19 protein-coding genes and 1 other annotated feature are annotated in these 18,767 nt (G+C 44.3%); of the genes, 5 read left to right on the top strand and 14 right to left on the bottom strand.

The features are described from left to right. Positions 1-24 precede the first annotated feature (24 nt). The 5 genes from PSI15_RS04840 to speD all read left to right on the top strand — a co-directional run bounded on the left by PSI15_RS04840 (position 25) and on the right by speD (position 5,742). Positions 25-1,098, top strand: coding sequence for a hemin-degrading factor (locus PSI15_RS04840; protein ID WP_273582527.1), 1,074 nt, complete (start codon positions 25-27; stop codon positions 1,096-1,098). Then, positions 1,095-1,925, top strand: a complete 831-nt coding sequence (locus tag PSI15_RS04835; protein WP_273582526.1) for a heme/hemin ABC transporter substrate-binding protein — start codon at positions 1,095-1,097, stop codon at positions 1,923-1,925. Before PSI15_RS04840 ends, PSI15_RS04835 begins: the two co-directional genes overlap by 4 nt. Further along, complete coding sequence (locus PSI15_RS04830; protein WP_273582525.1) at positions 1,922-2,923, top strand: FecCD family ABC transporter permease; 1,002 nt, start codon at positions 1,922-1,924, stop codon at positions 2,921-2,923. Before PSI15_RS04835 ends, PSI15_RS04830 begins: the two co-directional genes overlap by 4 nt. 11 nt (positions 2,924-2,934) lie before the next feature. After that, on the top strand, positions 2,935-3,717 hold the full coding sequence (locus PSI15_RS04825; protein WP_443256069.1) for a heme ABC transporter ATP-binding protein: 783 nt from the start codon (positions 2,935-2,937) through the stop codon (positions 3,715-3,717). 516 nt (positions 3,718-4,233) lie between these two features. Beyond that, entirely contained in the window at positions 4,234-5,742 is a 1,509-nt protein-coding gene (gene speD / locus PSI15_RS04820) for an adenosylmethionine decarboxylase (RefSeq protein ID WP_273582524.1), read from the top strand. A gap of 220 nt (positions 5,743-5,962) precedes the next feature. Here the strand turns inward: speD and PSI15_RS04815 are convergent, their stop codons facing one another. From PSI15_RS04815 to rplT, 14 genes are all read right to left on the bottom strand, one after another. Next, positions 5,963-6,448, bottom strand: a complete 486-nt coding sequence (locus PSI15_RS04815) for a C40 family peptidase (RefSeq protein WP_273582523.1) — start codon at positions 6,446-6,448, stop codon at positions 5,963-5,965. A gap of 71 nt (positions 6,449-6,519) precedes the next feature. Next, positions 6,520-6,915, bottom strand: coding sequence for a 4-amino-4-deoxy-L-arabinose-phosphoundecaprenol flippase subunit ArnF (gene arnF / locus PSI15_RS04810; protein ID WP_273582522.1), 396 nt, complete (start codon positions 6,913-6,915; stop codon positions 6,520-6,522). Continuing rightward, complete coding sequence (arnE, locus tag PSI15_RS04805) at positions 6,912-7,262, bottom strand: 4-amino-4-deoxy-L-arabinose-phosphoundecaprenol flippase subunit ArnE (RefSeq protein WP_273582521.1); 351 nt, start codon at positions 7,260-7,262, stop codon at positions 6,912-6,914. The genes arnF and arnE overlap by 4 nt, the downstream gene beginning before the upstream one ends. Next, positions 7,259-8,920, bottom strand: a complete 1,662-nt coding sequence (gene arnT / locus PSI15_RS04800) for a lipid IV(A) 4-amino-4-deoxy-L-arabinosyltransferase (RefSeq protein ID WP_273582520.1) — start codon at positions 8,918-8,920, stop codon at positions 7,259-7,261. Before arnT ends, arnE begins: the two co-directional genes overlap by 4 nt. 7 nt (positions 8,921-8,927) lie before the next feature. Beyond that, positions 8,928-9,821, bottom strand: a complete 894-nt coding sequence (gene arnD, locus PSI15_RS04795; RefSeq protein ID WP_273582519.1) for a 4-deoxy-4-formamido-L-arabinose-phosphoundecaprenol deformylase — start codon at positions 9,819-9,821, stop codon at positions 8,928-8,930. A 26-nt stretch (positions 9,822-9,847) separates the two neighbouring features. Next, positions 9,848-11,839, bottom strand: coding sequence for a bifunctional UDP-4-amino-4-deoxy-L-arabinose formyltransferase/UDP-glucuronic acid oxidase ArnA (gene arnA, locus PSI15_RS04790; protein ID WP_273582518.1), 1,992 nt, complete (start codon positions 11,837-11,839; stop codon positions 9,848-9,850). Next, on the bottom strand, positions 11,839-12,816 hold the full coding sequence (gene arnC / locus PSI15_RS04785) for an undecaprenyl-phosphate 4-deoxy-4-formamido-L-arabinose transferase (RefSeq protein WP_273582517.1): 978 nt from the start codon (positions 12,814-12,816) through the stop codon (positions 11,839-11,841). The genes arnA and arnC overlap by 1 nt, the downstream gene beginning before the upstream one ends. Then, on the bottom strand, positions 12,817-13,962 hold the full coding sequence (arnB, locus tag PSI15_RS04780) for a UDP-4-amino-4-deoxy-L-arabinose aminotransferase (protein ID WP_273582516.1): 1,146 nt from the start codon (positions 13,960-13,962) through the stop codon (positions 12,817-12,819). Between the two features lie 154 nt (positions 13,963-14,116). Beyond that, positions 14,117-14,323 (bottom strand): hypothetical protein, encoded by a 207-nt coding sequence (locus PSI15_RS04775; RefSeq protein WP_273582515.1) that lies wholly within the window; start codon positions 14,321-14,323, stop codon positions 14,117-14,119. 43 nt (positions 14,324-14,366) lie between these two features. Continuing rightward, positions 14,367-14,663, bottom strand: coding sequence for an integration host factor subunit alpha (gene ihfA, locus PSI15_RS04770; protein WP_038233943.1), 297 nt, complete (start codon positions 14,661-14,663; stop codon positions 14,367-14,369). 4 nt (positions 14,664-14,667) lie between these two features. Further along, entirely contained in the window at positions 14,668-17,055 is a 2,388-nt protein-coding gene (pheT, locus tag PSI15_RS04765) for a phenylalanine--tRNA ligase subunit beta (protein WP_273582514.1), read from the bottom strand. 14 nt (positions 17,056-17,069) lie between these two features. Continuing rightward, entirely contained in the window at positions 17,070-18,053 is a 984-nt protein-coding gene (pheS, locus tag PSI15_RS04760) for a phenylalanine--tRNA ligase subunit alpha (protein ID WP_273582513.1), read from the bottom strand. Positions 18,054-18,136: 83 nt separating this feature from the next. Beyond that, positions 18,137-18,261: a sequence feature (Phe leader region), on the bottom strand. After that, a complete protein-coding gene (gene pheM / locus PSI15_RS18550; protein ID WP_198688755.1) occupies positions 18,211-18,255 on the bottom strand; it encodes a pheST operon leader peptide PheM in 45 nt (14 codons plus the stop codon). Its footprint overlaps the feature before it by 45 nt. A gap of 131 nt (positions 18,262-18,392) precedes the next feature. Beyond that, the gene (gene rplT / locus PSI15_RS04755) at positions 18,393-18,749 is read right to left on the bottom strand and encodes a 50S ribosomal protein L20 (RefSeq protein WP_010847342.1); all 357 of its coding nucleotides are present in this window, start codon (positions 18,747-18,749) and stop codon (positions 18,393-18,395) included. Positions 18,750-18,767 lie beyond the last annotated feature (18 nt).

Below are 18,767 nucleotides of genomic sequence, written 5' to 3'. Positions count from 1 at the left end.
CCGTTTTTTAAGGAGCCAGCAACTGTGAATCAGTCACTTTATGAACGTTACTTACAAGCCAAAGCAGAAAACAAAGCTAAATATGCCCGCGATCTGGCGGCTTACCTCAATGTCAGTGAAGGCGAGTTATTACACAGCCGTGTCGGCATCGACGCAAAGCGTTTGAATATTGACGCTTCTACCCTGCTTCAGGAACTGGCAGCAGTTGGCGAAACCAAGGCGATTACCCGTAATGACTTCGCTGTTCATGAACATATTGGACGCTACGAAAATACTAAATTTAGCCCACATGTTGGTTTGATCCTCAACCCGCGTGAGCTTGACCTGCGTATCTTCTTCGATCACTGGAGCAGCATTTTCTCTTTGGTTGAACCTGCCAAGAATGGCCTGCGTCACAGCATTCAATTCTTTGACCGTCAGGGTGATGCGCTGCATAAAGTTTATGCGACCAGCAACACTGACATGGCGGCCTGGGATGCCCTGATCGAAAAATACCAGACCAGTGAAAACCCCGTGCTGGCGATCCAACCGGAAGAAGTGCCTGAACATGCCGAAGTCACGGAACAACTGAAAGCACAGTTAGATGAAGAATGGCGTGCCATGACTGACGTTCATCAATTCTTCATTATGATGAAACGTCACAACCTGAACCGCCAACAGATTTTCAATGCCGTTAATGATGATTTGGCTTATCGTGTCGATAATTCAGCACTGACTCAACTTATTGAAACAGCTCATAAAGATCAAAACGAAATCATGATCTTTGTCGGAAACCGGGGTTGTGTTCAGATTTTCACGGGTAAACTGGAACGTCTGATGCCTTATCAGGAAGAAAATTCTACTCAGAAATGGCTCAATATCTTCAACCGCAATTTCACGCTCCACCTGATTGAAAGTGCTATTGCAGAAAGCTGGATTACCCGTAAGCCAACAGACAGTGGCTTCGTCACCAGCCTTGAATTATTTGATGCCAACGGCAATCAAATCGCACAATTGTACGGCCAACGCACGGAAGGGACGCCAGAGCAAGCCCAATGGCGTGAACAAATTGCGGCTTTACCTAAACTGCAACCAGAACAGGAAACTTGTGTAGCATGAAAAAATGGCTTCTAACATTTATGCTTGCCATCTCTTTCAATGTGTTCTCTGCTGAACGCATTGTGACTATTGGTGGCGATGTGTCTGAAATTGTTTTTGCACTTGGCGAAGGACAGCACGTTGTCGCAAGGGACAGTACCAGCCAAAATCCCAAAGAACTGCTTTCTTTACCCGACATCGGCTATATGAGGATGTTGAATTCGGAAGGGATTTTATCCATGCGCCCATCACTGGTGATCGCAAGTGAATCAGCCCAACCTTCTCTGACACTCAAGCAAGTCGAAGATGCCGGTGTAAAAGTCATTAAAGTGACCAGCGAAACCTCGTTAGAAGCCGTTCCTGAAAAAATTATGACCGTCGCGAAGGCGGTCAATCAGGAAAAACGGGGTGAAGCACTGATTGCCCAATATCGGCAACAACTGGCCGATATCACCACGTCAGCGATTTCCACGAAAATCGTCTTTGTCATGAGCCACGGTGGCATCATGCCGATGGCTGCGGGTCAGCAAACCGCCGCAGATCAGATTATCCGTGCGATTGGTGCCCAAAATGCGATGCAAGGCTTCCGGGGATACCGTCCTTTGTCTCAAGAAGGGGTTATTGCCAGCAAGCCAGATTTACTGCTGGTCAGCACCGAAGGGCTAAAAACGTTGGGTGGTATGGATAAAGTTTGGCAGCTGCCTGGATTAAATTTCACACCTGCCGGAAAGAAAAAACAGGTGGTGGTAGTTGATGAAATGGGTCTGCTTGGCTTTGGTCTGCAAACACCGGCTGTGATGAAACAAGTCCGTGATGCTGCGGAGGATGCGGTGGAGAAAGTGCAATGAGTCGTTCTCAATCCCCCAGTCTCGGTTTGCTCATACTGGGTTTATTGTTGTTGTTTCTGGCAATTAGCTCAGCAAATATGGGGGCATTGCCACTTTCCTTTAAAACACTGTGGGAGTCCTCTTTGGATGACCCACAGTGGCAAATTTGGTTAAATATCCGGTTACCACGTATTTTGCTGGCGATCCTCGTTGGAGGAGCGCTGGCAATATCGGGGGCGGTGATGCAGGGGCTATTCCGCAATCCTCTGGCTGATCCCGGCCTGTTAGGGATCAGCAGTGGTGCCGCACTGACCGTCGCAATGGTGATTATCCTGCCTTTCACCTTACCGGCCGGCATTGCGTTATATGGACATATTATTGCCGCTTTTATCGGCAGTTTATTAGTCTCATCGCTGATATTCATGCTCAACAAATATAACCAAGGCAATCTGTCAAAGCTATTACTTGCCGGCATCGCCATCAATGCACTGTGTGCGTCATTTATTGGCGTATTAAGTTATATCAGTAACGACCAACAACTACGCCAATTTTCCATCTGGATGATGGGTTCACTCAGTCAAATCGAGTGGCCAACACTGATTATTGCCGCATCACTTATTATTCCCGTTTGTCTGCTGACTTTCAGCCAGGCACGAAAACTCAATTTGCTACAACTGGGCGATGAAGAAGCGCACTATTTGGGCATTAATGTCCAACGCACCAAATATCAATTATTGCTGTTGAGTGCCTTATTAGTCGGGTGTGCAGTTGCTTTGACCGGTGTTATTGGTTTTATTGGCTTAGTTATCCCACATCTTGTCAGATTGCGGTTTGGTGGCGATCATACCTGGCTTCTGCCGATATCGGCGCTGGGCGGCGCCTGTCTTTTGTTACTCGCCGACACATTAGCCAGAACATTAGTGTCTCCTGCTGAAATGCCGGTAGGTCTTATCACCGGTTTGATCGGTGCCCCTTATTTTTTATGGCTCATTCTTAAGCCATCAAAAGGCCGTTTATGATGGAACCGAACATGGCAACTCATTTACTTGAAGCACAGCATTTAAATTATTTCATCGGGCAGCGTCAGATAATCAAAGATGTTTCCCTTTCCCTTCGTCAAGGGGAAGTGGTCGCCATTATTGGCCCCAATGGGGCGGGGAAATCAACATTATTGCGTCTCTTGACTGGCTATATTCCGCCCCACTCAGGAGACTGTTTGTTAAAAGGCATTCCCATTTCCCGCTGGCCGACTCAGAAACTGGCTCGCATTCGGGCAGTCATGCGGCAATATAGCTCCCTCTCCTTTCCTTTTAGTGTTGAGGAAGTCATCGCCATGGGGCGTGTTCCCCATGAAAATGCCCACAAGAAAACCGCCATTGATGAAGCGATTGCGTTGACGGAGTGTGAGGAACTAAGAAACAGGCATTATCAACAATTGTCTGGCGGGGAACAGCAGCGGGTTCAACTGGCAAGGGTTTTAGCTCAACTTTGGCACCCTGAACCTACTGAATCTTGTCTGTTTTTGGATGAACCTACGTCAGCACTGGATCTTTATCACCAGCAACATACCTTGCGCCTGGTTCATCGCCTGACACGACAACACCCCATTGCCATCTGCTGTGTACTGCATGATTTGAATCTGGCGGCACTTTATGCCGATAAAATTATCCTGTTGCACAAAGGTCGGTTAGTGGCATCTGGCACGCCACAAGATGTTCTGCGTGACGATATTCTTAGACAATGGTATCAAGCCGATTTGGGTGTTATGCAGCACCCCGAAACCCACCAGCCACAAATCTATCTTCGGCAATAAAAGGCCACTGTTTATCCCCTTTCATTTGGAAGAATAAAATCACCTAACGCCTCGCAAGGGGCTGTTATTGCTTTTCTGTTACATCCCACCTTTAAGAATTTCGTAACCAATAGCTCTTTATGGCGACAAAAGCTTTGTTGCTTCAGTTATCTCAACGGGAATAACGTATTGCAACACGTTACGAAAAAATCACACAAGACTATCTATCCATGGTGAAATCAGTCTGAGTTTGGCTGCTTTTTCAGACGATTAAATAAGTAAGGGGCATGCCCAGTAGCACAATAGTAATAACGCTATAGCGATATGAATTAACGCCAAAGACAAGAAACATATCACTTAAGTTTATTATTTTTCTTAAAATAGAAACTAGTTGAAAATTATAAATCACTATACACTTGTTTGTTTTTAAGATGCTATTTAAAAAGAGCAACGGTAACAGGTTCAAGTACAATTTAGATGTCTGCCTGGATAATTCTGAATATTAATTGTGTTATCAGATTATAAAAAGAGATTACGATGAATACACTGAACATGATAAAAAACAACATGAAATTGTCACACCCAGTTGAAGTATTAGAGACATTACTCATACGTCTATATTTACATGATCGTGCATCAAATAAAGATCTTTCATTAAAAAGCAACTTACCTATCCCTATCATCTCGGCATTTAAAAAAGAATTAATAAAGTATAATCTTGCTGAAAATAAAGGGGTTTTCAAATTAAACCCAACAGGTATAAAACATGTTCAAAATGAACTGGAATATAAATCAATAATTGATATCAATAAATACCATTCACTCTCTTGCAACGAAAAACGAGAGAAGTTTGCCAATGAACTCTCCGTTTTACTGGAACCTATATATAACAACAGACCACAAGTTAATGTCTTACTAGACCAAGCCCATGCAACATTAGAGACCTCAATAAGCAGGGTTATGTTATTACTGAATAACCCACGGGTATTTAAACAAAACATTCTATTCTTAGGCGATGATGATTTAACGTCTTTAGCCTTAATGATGTCCTTTAAAAAACTTGGGCATGATTCTTCAAAAAATATTTTTGTCAAAGATATCGATCAGGATCTATTAACATTCATCCAATATGTGGCGAAACAAAATGATTTCGTGATTAATACTGAGTATTTAGACCTAAAATGCGCTAATGTTTACACCAAAGATTTTGACATTATTTGGACAGATCCTCCTTATACGTTGAGTGGATTAAAATTATTTTTATCACGAGCAATTAGCTTGGCTAAAAATGATAATAGTGAGATTTTACTTTCATTTGGTCAGAAAAAACCCATGGAAAACCAAGAGGTACAGCGGTTACTCAACAACCAAAATCTCCTTATCAAGCATATTTATCCCCAGTTCAATAAATATCATGGCGGAAGCATTATAAGTAATGTCAGTGACTTATATGTGCTTTCTGTGACACCACACACCTATCCAATCATTTCAGGGAAAAGTGACTATTCAGATAAAATATACACTGGGGAATTAAATCCTCGTGTAAAATTTTATCAATGCAAATCATGTAATAACATGATAACCATTGGACACGGAAAAAACATATTGACGATAGAACAGCTTATCGAGACAACCTGTGATAAGTGTCACGGCAATAAATTTCAATATCGCGGTCAAGAAAAAGTAAATTCATCGACTAACGTAAGTCAACTTGGCACTCACATTATTGTAGATATGAAAGGTTGTGATGCAGAAATATTGAAATCAGTATCAGGCATTGAGAAAATTATGCTTAATGTTGCTCAAAAATTTGGATTAAACGTGGTTACTCATCATTTTCATCAATTCAAACCCTGGGGGGTCAGTGGTGCACTTATACTGGCTGAGTCACATTTTACTATTCATACATGGCCAGAGTATCATTATGCAGCACTTGATTTATTTGTCTGTAATGAATTTAAACATCAAGATGCGTTTATAATGGAATTACAAATGCAGCTTAACTCCCAGGAATATGAGTATAAAATACTACAGAGAGGGTTTTAATTTTAAGCTTTATTACCCAAAAACATAAAGATTTTTGAACGCCCTCATTAAAAAATAGTTTTATGTATTGCCTAATTCAAATAGAAAGAAGATGTTTGGCAAAAACTGTCCTGGTGATTATATTCTCTATATTTTGAAGCATAACTTAGCATTGTTTTTAAGCCCCGGAAACCTAAGTTCCGGGAAAATTGTTAACCACTTTTTCATGATAGAACTGAAGTCAAATCCTGCGAGCTTGCCAAAAAACACGGCGCCAATAGACATTATCAAGAGAAGAACGTATCACGCCTTTACTTGTGGATGCGTGAATAAACTGATTGTTAGTATCATAAATACCCACATGCAGCCCACTTTTTCCACTGCCCGTTTTGAAAAAAACCAAATCCCCAGGCATCAGATCATCTTTACTGATCCGTGTGCCTATTGTGGTCTGTTCATGGGTTGTCCGGGGAAGCCGGATATTAAAGCGATCATAAAAAGTCCGGTAAACAAAGCCAGAACAATCGATACCGTGTCTGTCCATGCCTCCATAACGGTATGGTGTACCATCCCATTGTTCAAGTTGATCGTTTAACTGGGCGATTACCATTATCGGATCAGAGAGAGCGACTTTCAACGGGGGTGAGTCAGGCTTAGAAACTGGGTTAGTACAACCAATGAGCAAGAAACTCAATAATAAACATAAATGCCCTATTCTTATTGCCATGCGCTTTTCCTCCGCGATTATCTTTCCCTTAACCAGCATATATAGAAACCACAATTTTACCTAACTCATCATCAATGAGATCGCTTTGTTTCCGGTCGGCTGATTAGCCAAACGCCCAATAAGATGAAAAAGATGCCGAATGTTTTTAACAGGGAGAGCGTTTCATTGAACCAAGGCAATAAAGCCGCCATTAAGTAAACAAAAACATAACTCAAGCTGATAATAGGGTACGCTTTATTCAATGGCAGATACTTCAACGCGAAGAACCAACATAGCATGGATAATCCATAACCCGCTAATCCTGCCATAACCATCAGTAAGGAGTTATGATTTGCCCAAAGCCAGTCAATATCCAGCCAATGCATGGATAATGAAAGTTCTGGCAGGCGGGCAACTCCCCATTTCAATAACAACTGCGCTACCGTGATCAATAAGGCACTTGCCACACCCCAAAGGTAACCTTTCATTGACTCAAGCTCATCAATAAGATGCCGAACATAATTGCACAAACCCCCATCCAGTGCTTTAGCCCCACCTTTTCCTGATACAATAATTGTCCAATCAAAGTCACTATGACAAAATTTATACTAAGCATAGGGTAAACAATGCTCAGTGGCAAAAATTGTAATAATCGCAACCAAAATGCCATCCCTATTCCCAACAGAAGAATAGCACCAGACAACCATATCACCACAGATCTCTTTTTATGCGCCGTTTCTTTTTTCTGCCAACAAATAACGGCCTGCTTCTGGCATAATTGCCCCGCGCAGGTGAGTAAGCTCACTAAAATCAATAAGATGATATTGCTGCTCATGGCTGTTTCTTATAAGTCACAAGCACAAATCTATAGTTACGACGCACAAAATCTGGCTCCGGTAACTCAGATAGCTCACCTTCTGAGGGTAATAGAAAAACAATCGCGACCTGGCCTGTTTTACGCGCTTTTGCCAGCCAGGCAGGGAATGCTTTTTCTGTGATATATCGGTATTGGCTATCAGGGTAAGCAAGCCCATATTTTAATTCTCCTTGGCTATCAAACAAATAAATATCACTGCGTTTTAATTCCCACGCAATCGCCGCCCCCACGCCAACAGACTGAGTCAAAATATATTTGCTGTCAGCCAACTCCTTTTTGTTTTGTTGAATAAAATGCTGGGGAAGTTTGGCGTTTATGGTATTGTCAGGCAGTGCACTACCGATAGAGAGACTGAGTACAACGGAACAAGCGGCAGCCCATAGCCAATATTTCCCCTCATGAATAAAACAGAGGTAACCCACCCCGCTCCAGGCACCAAAGGCAATAATACCCACAATCCATTTCAACCATTCATCGGGCTGATAAAGCGGGGGAGATTTTAAGGTCTCCAGAATAAAAAGTGCCAGAATGGCAAGCAATCCGATAAAGACATTCACCAACCCATTCATTTTCAACACTTTCATGTTGCCATTTTTAACGCAATCGACACCATATTTTGCCATCATCACGGCTAAAGGGCCGATAAAAGGTAAAACGTAAGTCGGCAGTTTGCCTTTTGCGATACTGAAAAACACCAATGGGACAAAAAACCAACAAAACAGAAAAAACCTCTCCGGATGATTTTTTCTCTCTTGCCAACTTTTGATTAAGGCATTTGGCAGTAATCCTAACCATGGGATCACGCCTAAGATCAATATGGGCAGGTAATACCAAATAGGTGCAATATGTTGCGCATTGTCAGAAGCAAAACGCTGTATATGTTCTACCCAAAAGAAGTAATGCCAGAAATCCGGCTCACGCAAAGCAATCGCAATCACCCACGGCAGGCTGATCAAAACAGCAAAAATCACGGCAAGGGGGCCAAAACGAACCATTTCCCAAAAGCGTTTCTGGTGTATCGTGATGGGTATCATCGCAATCACAGGCAACGCCAAGGCCAGAAAGCCCTTCGTCATAAACGCCATGCCACAGGTCAACCCCAGCACAGACCATGCCAAAACGCGTTCTCGGATCGTCACTGCCTTAAGCGCCCAAAAGCAGCTCACGATCCCGGCCGTCACCCATAAAGAAAACATCGGGTCAAGAACACTATAAGTCCCAATAGAGAAGACGATGAACATGGAAATGTAAATCAGGCTGGAAACAAACGCCGTCTGGCGGCATTGCCACATCATCATGGCCAAACGATATAGAAGCCATGCGCTGATTAGGATACTGAACACGGAACCAAAGCGAACAGCAAAATTATTGTCACCAAAAATCCACTGGCTGATATTGTTGATCCAATAGCCTGCCGCGGGTTTTTCAAAATAGCGGAGACCCAAGAAGTGAGGCACAACCCAATCCCCACGTTGCAGCATTTCCCGACTGATTTCAGCATATCGGGTTTCATCCGGCTGCCATAACAGGCGACTGTCCAGAGGCAGTAAGTAAGTAAGAATAAAAAAAAGAGCCATCAGCGCGGCTCCCACTTTATTCATCCGAGTATTTAACATAACTGTGTTATACCTCTTGTTGGCAACCTAACCAGCCCTCACGACCAGGAAAATCCGAACGAACCACTTTCCCAACAGGAAGCGTACTTCTCTCTTCCGGTAACAGATGACTTAATTTACAAAACTGAATATCTTGCTGGTGCAGCATGTCCAGCAATGCCTCAAATTGTGAAGACTTCGACATGCCTTCGACTTCGGTGTGGATCGTATAAACAGGAACCCCGTGATCATTTTTAATCGCGTCAAGGATAAAGTGATTAAAATCTGCATCGCTGACTTGTGTGCCAACAACTTCATCATACGTCGGTAATGTGACAGGAATTTGTACCGTTCCCATTTTTCCATCCGGCAAGAGCGGCCTGAATGGGCGGGTTCCCCGGCAATCGCTGTTGTAATCAAAACCAAAATGTTGTTTAACCGCCAGCACGCGCTCATCTGCCCGCCAACCCGCAACGGCTGAACAGATCACGGCTTTCCCGGTGGCTTTTTCCAAGGCATCAATGCCTAATTTGACTTGTTCTGCTAACTCATCCGCCGACCAACGCCCCACGTTTGCCTGCCAACCCTGATGATCCCAGGCATGTAAACCAATTTCATGACCGGCATCCATAGTTTGTTTCATCAGGTATCCGAGATTTTGGGCGATTTTTTTTCCCGGCCAGGCAGTACCCGCCAGCAAGATATCCAGACCATAAAGAGACGCTGCATTTGATCTCAGCATTTTCCAGAAAAATTTCGGACGTAACAGGCGCCATAAATGACGCCCCATGTTGTCTGGTCCAACACTGAAAAAAAAGCTGGCTTGAATATGGTGTTTTTGTAAAATCGCCAGCAACCGTGGTATGCCTTCCTGAGTGCCTCGGTAGGTGTCCACATCAATTCTCAAACCCACTTTCTTCATACGTTTTCCCATTGGTTTTTAGTTTTTTACTTTAGATTCTTCACCTTGGATTCTTCAATGGCGCCACGAAGAAAGAAATCCAGGGTTTCATCAATGGTTTGTTTCATATCAATGGTGGGTTGCCAACCTAACAGACGCCCGGCGTTTTTAATGCTAGGCTTACGATGTTCAACATCCTGATAGCCTTGCCCATAGTAGCTGCTACTTTCAATTTTCTTGAATCCGGCAAATGGGGGGAAATGCCCGCGTAATTCATGTTTCTCAAAGCTGTCCAGCAACATTTCAGCCAACTGGCGAATGCTCGCTTCATTGGTTGGATTACCGATATTGATGATTTGGCTGTCACATAGCCCATCTCGGTTTTCGATGATCCGAAACAACGCTTCAATGCCATCATGAATATCCGTGAAGCAACGTTTTTGTTCACCACCATCAACCAGTTTAATCGGGGAGCCTTCCACCAGGTTCAAAATCAATTGGGTAATCGCTCTTGAACTACCAATACGCGCTGAATTGAGGTTATCCAGCCTTGGTCCCATCCAGTTAAATGGACGAAATAGCGTAAATTTCAAGCCTTCTTTTGTGCCATATGCCCAGATAACTCGATCAAGCAATTGTTTAGAGACCGAATAGATCCAACGCTGTTTATTAATAGGCCCGACGATAAGGCGCGAAGTATCTTCATCAAATTCCTTATCATCGCACATACCGTAAACTTCAGATGTCGAGGGGAAAATGATCCGTTTATTGTATTTAACACAATAACGAACAATTTTAAGGTTCTCTTCAAAATCCAGTTCAAAGACTCGCAAAGGATTGCGGGTATATTCAATCGGGGTGGCGATCGCCACTAATGGCAGGATGACATCACATTTTTTGATGTGATATTCAATCCATTCCGTATGGATGCTGACATCGCCTTCAATAAAGTGAAAGCGGGGATTGCCAATAAATCGCTCAATCGCCGAAGAGCCAATATCCATCCCGTAAATGTCATAATTGCCATCACTTAACAATCGTTCAGTCAGGTGATTACCAATGAATCCGTTGACGCCCAAAATGAGTACACGTTTACGCCGGCTGACTTGAGTCGTTGCTTTAGGGCCAACATAACCCCCAACCACAATGCCCATCTCAAGCGCTAATCGATGGCCTTGCACATAAAGCCCTGACTCGCCTTGCCCGCTGATAATTTCCAACGCACCCTCACCACAGGCAATCACAAAGGGATCCGTCGAAATGACGGTGCCCGGGCATTTTTCATGGGCTTGATTAAGCGGCCGTGAACGCCAAATCGTCATTTTACGTTCTCCCAGAAAAGTAAATGCGCCCGGGTATGGCTCGGTCACTGCCCTAATCAAGTTATTGATCGCTTTGGCGGATTTATTCCACACTATTTCGCCATCTTCCGCTGCGCGACGGCCAAAATAAGTCGCCTGATTTTCATCCTGTGGCATTGACGGGTAATGGCCTGATTTTATTTGGGGCAGAATATCATCCAATAATTCAACTGCCGCTTCGCGTATTTTTCCATGCACGACCAGAGAAGTATCATTTTCATCAATCTGTACGGCCTGTTGCGCGATAATATCGCCTGCGTCAGGCTTCTGTAGCATTTTATGTAATGTGACTCCGGTTGCAGTCTCTCCATTGAGCACAGCCCAGTTAACAGGAGCACGACCACGATATTTTGGTAACAAAGAGCCATGAAGATTAAATGCGCCTTTTTCCGCCAGAGACAAAATTTCCTGGCTCAACATATGGCGGTAGTAAAAAGAGAAAATGACATCCGGCTTCATCTCACGAATGCGTTCAACCCAAAGCGGGTGATTGACATTTTCTGGCGCAAACACCGATAAGCCCAAATCAGCGCCTATACGTGCTACCGAAGAGAAAAAGTGATTTTCATTTGGAAAATCGGTGTGAGTGAATACAGCCTGAACATCAAAGCCAGCTTTTACTAATGCTTTAAGTCCGACACAACCAATATCGTGATAGGCAAAAATAACTGCTTTCATTAGCTTTCTTCCTGATTGTCGTTGGTCTTCTCAACTCCGACCACTTTTTGAATAAAATAACGCGGGCGAGCACGAACATCGTTATATATCCGGCCTATGTATTCACCCAACAATCCCATTGCGACAAACTGTGCCCCAATGAACATGAAAAGAATAGCAAACAGGGTAAACACCCCTTCGGCAGCCCACATGGAGCCAAATATAAGGCGCAGGGTAATCAACAATACCGCCAACAGGAAACCGGTTATGGCAATGATACTTCCCGCGACACTCAATAGTCGCAATGGTGCTGTTGTTAAGCACGTCAGAAGGTCATACATCAGGTTGATCAGTTTCATAAAACTGTACTTGGAATCCCCAAACTCGCGCTCTGCATGGGCGACGTCAATTTCTGTCGTTTTACGGGCAAAGGTGTTGGCAAGGATGGGAATAAACGTACTGCGTTCATGGCATTGAAGCATCGCACGTATAATGTGACGCCGATAGGCGCGCAACATGCAGCCATAATCCCCCATCGAACGTCCCGTCGCCTTGGTGATCATCGCATTGATTATTTTAGACGCGGTTTTCCGGAACCAGGAGTCCTGACGATAGGCACGGCGTGTCCCCACGACGTCATACCCCTCTTCGGCGGTTTTAACTAAACGGGGAATTTCTTCTGGTGGGTTTTGCAAATCAGCATCAAGGGTAATGACCAGATCACCGTCAGCTTGATGGAAGCCCGCCATAATGGCAGAATGTTGCCCATAATTACGGTTAAGCAAAATCGCAATCACATGATTTTCTGGCGACTTAGCCACCTGAGTCAAAATCTCGGCAGAGCTATCACGACTGCCATCATCAACCAAGATGAGTTCATATTTCTGTTCTAGTTTCTGGCATGCTGCGAGCGTTCTTTCCAATAATGAGGGTAAACTTTCTTCTTCGTTGTAAACAGGAATAACGACGGAAACTTTTTTGATCTTCTCAAATGTCACTTATTTATGCTCCGAAAGAATTTCAGTTATCGCATTCACAACACGATCGACATCGTCATTGCTCATATCCGGAAAAAGGGGTAATGAACAAAGTGTTGACGAATTCCACTCTGAGACAGGCAGGGAAAGTTGTGGATAACGCTCACGATAATATTTCTGTGTATGCGCGGCTCTGAAATGCAACCCCGTGCCAATATTGCTGTCCTTTAGGCGTGCCATGAAAGTATCGCGGTCAATACCACAGATATTTTTATCAACACGTACCATAAAAAGATGGTGGGAATGCACATGATGATATTCAGGCGTTTTCAGCATTTGCAAAGGTGAATCAATAAGCGCGGCAGAATATCGAGCCACCAGCTCCCGACGGCGCTCATTCATTGATGCCAGTTTGCTCAGTTGTATCACAGCCATCGCTGCATGAATATCTGACAAGTTATATTTAAAGCCCGGTTCAATCACTTCTGCCTGGGGTTTCCTGCCCTGAATTTGTCGGTCAAAAGCATCAACCGCTAATCCATGAAATTTTAAACAGCGAATTCGTTGAGCAAGTTCATCATCATCTGTCACAAACATGCCGCCTTCGGCACAGGTCATGTTTTTAATGGCATGGAAAGAAAAAATTGCCGTTCCCCGCTCTCCGACCCATTCATTTTTATACCGCGTACCGACAGCATGAGCAGCATCTTCAATCAGGGGAATATTGGCTGTCTGAGCCACAGCACGAAGCGCGTCAAGATCACAAGGTGCTCCCGCATAATGAACAGGGATAATCGCTTTGGTTTTTGAGGTAATCGAGTTTTTGATTGTTTCTGCGCTGACCATCAGGGTATCACGGTCAATATCAACCATGACAGGTTCAGCACCTAACAAACAAATCATATTGAGGGTGGAAACCCAAGTTTGGGAAGGCGTAATGACTTCATCACCAGGGCCAATGTTTAGCGCTAACAAAGCCAGATGCATTCCCGCAGTCGCGGAGCATAAGGCTATAGCATGTTTGCATCCAAACATACGAGAAAAATCTTGCTCTAACTGATGGTTTTGTGGGCCTGTCGTGATCCAACCTGAGTGTAGAACTTTTTCTATCGCTTCAATCTCTTCACGGCCAATCGCAGGCCGAGAAAATGGCAAAAAATTCTCCATAACCGCCTTATGCCTTTTGTCCCAAATTGTATTATAATTGATCGATTTTAGATGATAATTTTTTAACAAAACATCAACGAAAAACAAATTTCGGTCAACCAAACACCAAAAGCAGATAGCAAGTAATGATTATGGCGGATTTCACTGACAGAAATTACCCGCGGCTGACCCTCCATAATTTATAGCTGGCATTTCGGATATGTCCAATATTTGCCTCAAAAACCGCTGATAAATTTCGTTCTGTCATGACATTCTGTGGTGCCCCCGATGCCAGCAATTTTCCATGCGCAAGCAGCCAGACTTCTGTCGCCTGTTCATACGTATGGTCAAGATTAGCTTTCCATTGGATACAGTAAGACATAAAAGATAAGAAAAAGACCGCTAAATGCGGCCTTTTTATGTATTTATTCTTTGGGTAACGCTTTTTCCACCCTATTTTTCAGTTTTTGCCCAGGGCGAAAAGTGACAACACGGCGAGCCGTAATCGGAATATCTTCGCCTGTTTTCGGATTACGGCCTGGACGTTGATTTTTGTCTCGCAAATCAAAGTTGCCAAATCCAGATAACTTCACTTGCTCCCCATTCTCCAAAGAACGACGCACTTCTTCAAAGAACATTTCTACCAGATCTTTAGCGTCACGCTTGCTAATACCCAGTTTTTCAAACAGATTTTCTGACATTTCAGCTTTAGTAAGCGCCATAAGTTCAGTCCCTCAAGGATGCTTTGAATCGCTGTTCTAATGCAGCAACGCATTTGTTGACGGTCGCAGCAATTTCTTCTTCTTCCAGTGTACGCACGGTATCCTGCAAGATTAAGCTAATAGCAAGGCTCTTGTAGCCTTCCGCGACACCTTTACCACAATACACGTCAAATAAGTTTATGCCAACTATATGATTTACGCCAACTTTCTTACATTCGGCCAGAACATCTTCTGCGGCTACATTTTCAGGCACAACAATGGCGATATCACGGCGGTTAGATGGGAAGCGAGAAACTTCCTTCATCTCAGGGATTACGCGGTCTACCAGACAGGTCCATAATAACTCGAATACCACGGTACGGCCGTTTAAGTCAAGTTTACGCTCCAATTCTGGATGAACAACACCTATATAGCCAATGTAATTATTTTCCAGATAAATCCCAGCACTTTGTCCGGGATGTAAAGCAGGATGTTCTTCTGCCTTAAAGGAAATGTTAGATAGTTTACCTGTCAGTTCTAAAACAGATTCTAAATCACCCTTCAAATCAAAGAAATCAACTGGATTTTTTTCAATCGACCAGTGCTCTTCGGAACGGTTTCCTGCAATAACACCAGCAAGCATCAATTCCTGACGAATGCCATGTTCTGCATTTTCATCCGGCACAAAACGCAAGCCTGTCTCAAATAAGCGAACACGGTTTTGCTGGCGGTTTTGGTTATAGGCGACCGTCGTCAATAACCCTGTCAACAGGGATAAGCGCATTGCAGACATATCCGCCGAAATGGGATTAGGCAGGATCAACGCGTCTTCCTGTGGGTGCAGGCATTGCTGAACTTTAGGATCAACGAAGCTATAAGTAATGGCTTCTTGATAACCTCTGTCCACCAGCATGGTTTTCACCCGTTTCAGTGGCAAATCAGCTTCACGATGTGAAGTCATTATCAAATCTGCACGCACTGGCACATCAGGAATGTTGTTATAGCCGTAAATACGGGCGATTTCTTCAACAAGATCTTCTTCGATCTGCATATCAAAACGCCAGCTAGGCGCAACCGCCTGCCAATGACCATTCTGGACAGTAACCTGACAACCTAATCGGGTCAGGATATCTGTGACTTGTGCATCAGCAACATGGTGACCAATCAAGCGATCCAATTTATTGCGAGTCAGCGTTATTGCTGCTGGTTTTGGTAAGTGGGATTCGCTGGTCGCATCAACGATTTCCCCGGCTTCTCCGCCACAAATGTCGATCAATAACTGAGTGGCATATTCCATCGCTTTACGTTGAAGCTGTGGATCAACACCACGTTCAAAACGGTGGGAAGCATCAGTATGTAAACCATAACGACGAGCACGACCGGTAATGGCCAGCGGTGCAAAAAACGCGCTCTCCAGCATAATATGCTGTGTTTCTGCGTTAACACCAGAATATTCCCCGCCGAAAATCCCTGCCATAGCAAGTGATTGCTTTTCATCAGAAATCACAAGTGTTTCAGCAGAAAGTTCGGCTTCATTACCATCCAGCAGCGTGATTTTTTCGCCTTGCTCAGCAAAGCGAACAATAATTGAACCATTCAGACGTTCCAAATCGAACGCATGCAATGGTTGGCCTAATTCGAGCAAAACATAATTGGTGATATCAACAACCGGATCGATGGAACGAATACCACCACGACGCAGTTTTTCACGCATCCACAATGGCGTGGTTGCCTTGACGTTCACGTTCTTGATCACACGTCCCAAATAGCGCGGGCAGGCTTCAGGAGCATCAACGCGAATCGGGAATGTTGCATCTGTCGTTGGTTTAACTGCTTCTATCTTCGGTTCTGTCATGGACAATTTATTGATAACCGCAACGTCACGGGCAACACCCATGATGCTCAGGCAATCGGCCCGGTTTGGTGTAATGCTGATTTCAATCGCGTTATCGTCCAATTTCATATAATCGCGCAGGTCAACACCAATCGGGGCATCTGCCGGCAGTTCGATGATGCCATCCTGATCACTGGCAATACCGAGCTCAGAAAACGAACACAACATGCCTTCTGACGGCTCGCCGCGCAATTTCGCTGCTTTAATCTTGAAATCGCCCGGTAACACCGCGCCGACGGTAGCAACAGCGACACGGAGCCCCTGACGGCAATTAGGTGCACCACAAACAATGTCCAACAAGCGTTCGCCGCCGACATTCACTTTTGTCACACGTAATTTATCTGCATTTGGGTGTTGTCCACACTCAACAACTTCACCCACAAACACACCGTGGAATTGGCCGGCCACGTTTTCAACACCATCAACTTCCAAACCCGCCATGGTGATTTGTTCAGACAATGCTTCACTACTAATGGCTGGGTTTGCCCACTCGCGTAACCAGAGTTCACTGAATTTCATGAGATATACCCGCCTTATTTGAATTGTTTAAGGAAACGCAAATCATTTTCGAAGAATGCACGCAAATCTGTAACACCATAACGCAGCATGGTCAGACGTTCCATTCCCATACCAAAGGCAAAACCAGAATAGACTTCTGGATCAATACCAACATTACGCAATACGTTAGGATGCACCATGCCACAACCCAATACTTCTAACCATTTCCCATTCTTACCCATCACATCAACTTCTGCAGAAGGTTCTGTGAACGGGAAATAAGAAGGACGGAAGCGTACCTGCATATCTTCTTCGAAGAAGTTATTCAAAAAATCATGCAATGTGCCTTTCAGGTTGGTAAAGCTGATATTTTTATCAACGATAAGACCCTCTACCTGATGGAACATTGGCGTATGTGTCTGATCGTAATCATTGCGGTATACACGCCCTGGTGCAATGATGCGGATGGGTGGCTGACGCTCTTTCATGGTGCGGATCTGTACCCCAGAAGTCTGGGTACGCAGCAAACGTGTCGCATCAAACCAGAAAGTATCGTGATCAGCACGCGCAGGATGATGAGCAGGAATGTTCAGGGCATCAAAGTTATGATAGTCGTCTTCAATTTCTGGACCAGATTCAACCGAAAAGCCCAGTTCGCCAAAGAAAGTTTCAATACGTTCAATCGTGCGGGTAACAGGGTGCAAACCGCCATTTTCTATACGACGGCCAGGTAATGAAACATCGATTTTTTCTGCTGCCAAACGTACATTCAGAATATCGGCTTCCAACTTTGCCTTACGCACATTCAATGCTTCTTGCACTTCTTGTTTTGCCTGATTAATAACAGCCCCTGCCGCTGGACGTTCCTCGGCTGGTAAGTCACGCAGCGATGACATTTGGAGGGTTAAATGGCCTTTTCTTCCCAGGTATTCAACTCGCACCAAATCCAACGCGGCAACATCCTGGGCTTCTTCCACGGCTGCTTTTGCCTTTGCAACCAGCTCAGTAAGATGTGACATCGTTTTCCTCTTCCTTTGGCCAGATGGCCCTTTAGTTGTTATCGATTATGTCCCCATACGTTATCGATTAATGAGGCCATAAAAATAAAAAAGCCTCCACACTGGAGGCTCAAGCGCTATTTTTCGTTTCTTTTCTTACGCGCAAAGCCCCCTGATGTCAGGCGCTAAAGTAAAAAAAGAAACGAAAAAAGGCTAATTTCATCACGTTGTTTTTTCTCCTGTATCTCTTTTGCCATCGCCAATCGTAACCGAATTACGATGTGATGTGATCATATATTATAGTAAGGCTCATTTTGGAAAAATGTAAAAGAGGGAGCAAGCTCCCTCTTTTAACCTGACTTATGCCAGAGCGCCCTTCGCTTTTTCAACCAGAGCAGCGAATGCTACTTTGTCGAATACAGCGATGTCAGCCAGAATCTTACGGTCGATTTCAATCGAAGCCTTTTTCAGGCCGTTGATGAAACGGCTGTAAGACATGCCGTTCTGACGTGCAGCAGCGTTAATACGAGCAATCCACAGTTGACGGAATTGACGTTTACGCTGACGGCGGTCACGGTAAGCGTACTGACCAGCTTTGATAACAGCCTGGAAAGCAACACGGTAAACGCGCGAACGGGCACCGTAGTAACCTTTCGCTTGTTTCAAAATTTTCTTGTGACGTGCACGGGCAATAACACCACGTTTTACGCGAGCCATATACTTCTCCTATCGTCT

The organism is Xenorhabdus sp. PR6a (genome assembly GCF_028599065.1).
GTDB classification, from domain to species: Bacteria; Pseudomonadota; Gammaproteobacteria; order Enterobacterales; family Enterobacteriaceae; genus Xenorhabdus; species Xenorhabdus doucetiae.
Note: the sequence above shows the minus strand (reverse complement) of the source record. Positions and strands in the feature narration are given on the sequence as shown.

Excerpts from the sequence above, each read along its gene's own strand:
- PSI15_RS04835 (WP_273582526.1), top strand. The coding sequence starts at position 1,095 with ATGAAAAAATGGCTTCTAACATTTATGCTTGCCATCTCTTTCAATGTG.
- PSI15_RS04830 (WP_273582525.1), top strand. The coding sequence starts at position 1,922 with ATGAGTCGTTCTCAATCCCCCAGTCTCGGTTTGCTCATACTGGGTTTA.
- PSI15_RS04825 (WP_443256069.1), top strand. The coding sequence starts at position 2,935 with ATGGCAACTCATTTACTTGAAGCACAGCATTTAAATTATTTCATCGGG.
- speD (WP_273582524.1), top strand. The coding sequence starts at position 4,234 with ATGAATACACTGAACATGATAAAAAACAACATGAAATTGTCACACCCA.
- PSI15_RS04815 (WP_273582523.1), bottom strand. The coding sequence starts at position 6,448 with ATGGCAATAAGAATAGGGCATTTATGTTTATTATTGAGTTTCTTGCTC.
- arnF (WP_273582522.1), bottom strand. The coding sequence starts at position 6,915 with ATGAAAGGTTACCTTTGGGGTGTGGCAAGTGCCTTATTGATCACGGTA.
- arnE (WP_273582521.1), bottom strand. The coding sequence starts at position 7,262 with ATGAGCAGCAATATCATCTTATTGATTTTAGTGAGCTTACTCACCTGC.
- arnT (WP_273582520.1), bottom strand. The coding sequence starts at position 8,920 with ATGTTAAATACTCGGATGAATAAAGTGGGAGCCGCGCTGATGGCTCTT.
- arnD (WP_273582519.1), bottom strand. The coding sequence starts at position 9,821 with ATGAAGAAAGTGGGTTTGAGAATTGATGTGGACACCTACCGAGGCACT.
- arnA (WP_273582518.1), bottom strand. The coding sequence starts at position 11,839 with ATGAAAGCAGTTATTTTTGCCTATCACGATATTGGTTGTGTCGGACTT.
- arnB (WP_273582516.1), bottom strand. The coding sequence starts at position 13,962 with ATGGAGAATTTTTTGCCATTTTCTCGGCCTGCGATTGGCCGTGAAGAG.
- PSI15_RS04775 (WP_273582515.1), bottom strand. The coding sequence starts at position 14,323 with ATGTCTTACTGTATCCAATGGAAAGCTAATCTTGACCATACGTATGAA.
- ihfA (WP_038233943.1), bottom strand. The coding sequence starts at position 14,663 with ATGGCGCTTACTAAAGCTGAAATGTCAGAAAATCTGTTTGAAAAACTG.
- pheT (WP_273582514.1), bottom strand. The coding sequence starts at position 17,055 with ATGAAATTCAGTGAACTCTGGTTACGCGAGTGGGCAAACCCAGCCATT.
- pheS (WP_273582513.1), bottom strand. The coding sequence starts at position 18,053 with ATGTCACATCTTACTGAGCTGGTTGCAAAGGCAAAAGCAGCCGTGGAA.
- rplT (WP_010847342.1), bottom strand. The coding sequence starts at position 18,749 with ATGGCTCGCGTAAAACGTGGTGTTATTGCCCGTGCACGTCACAAGAAA.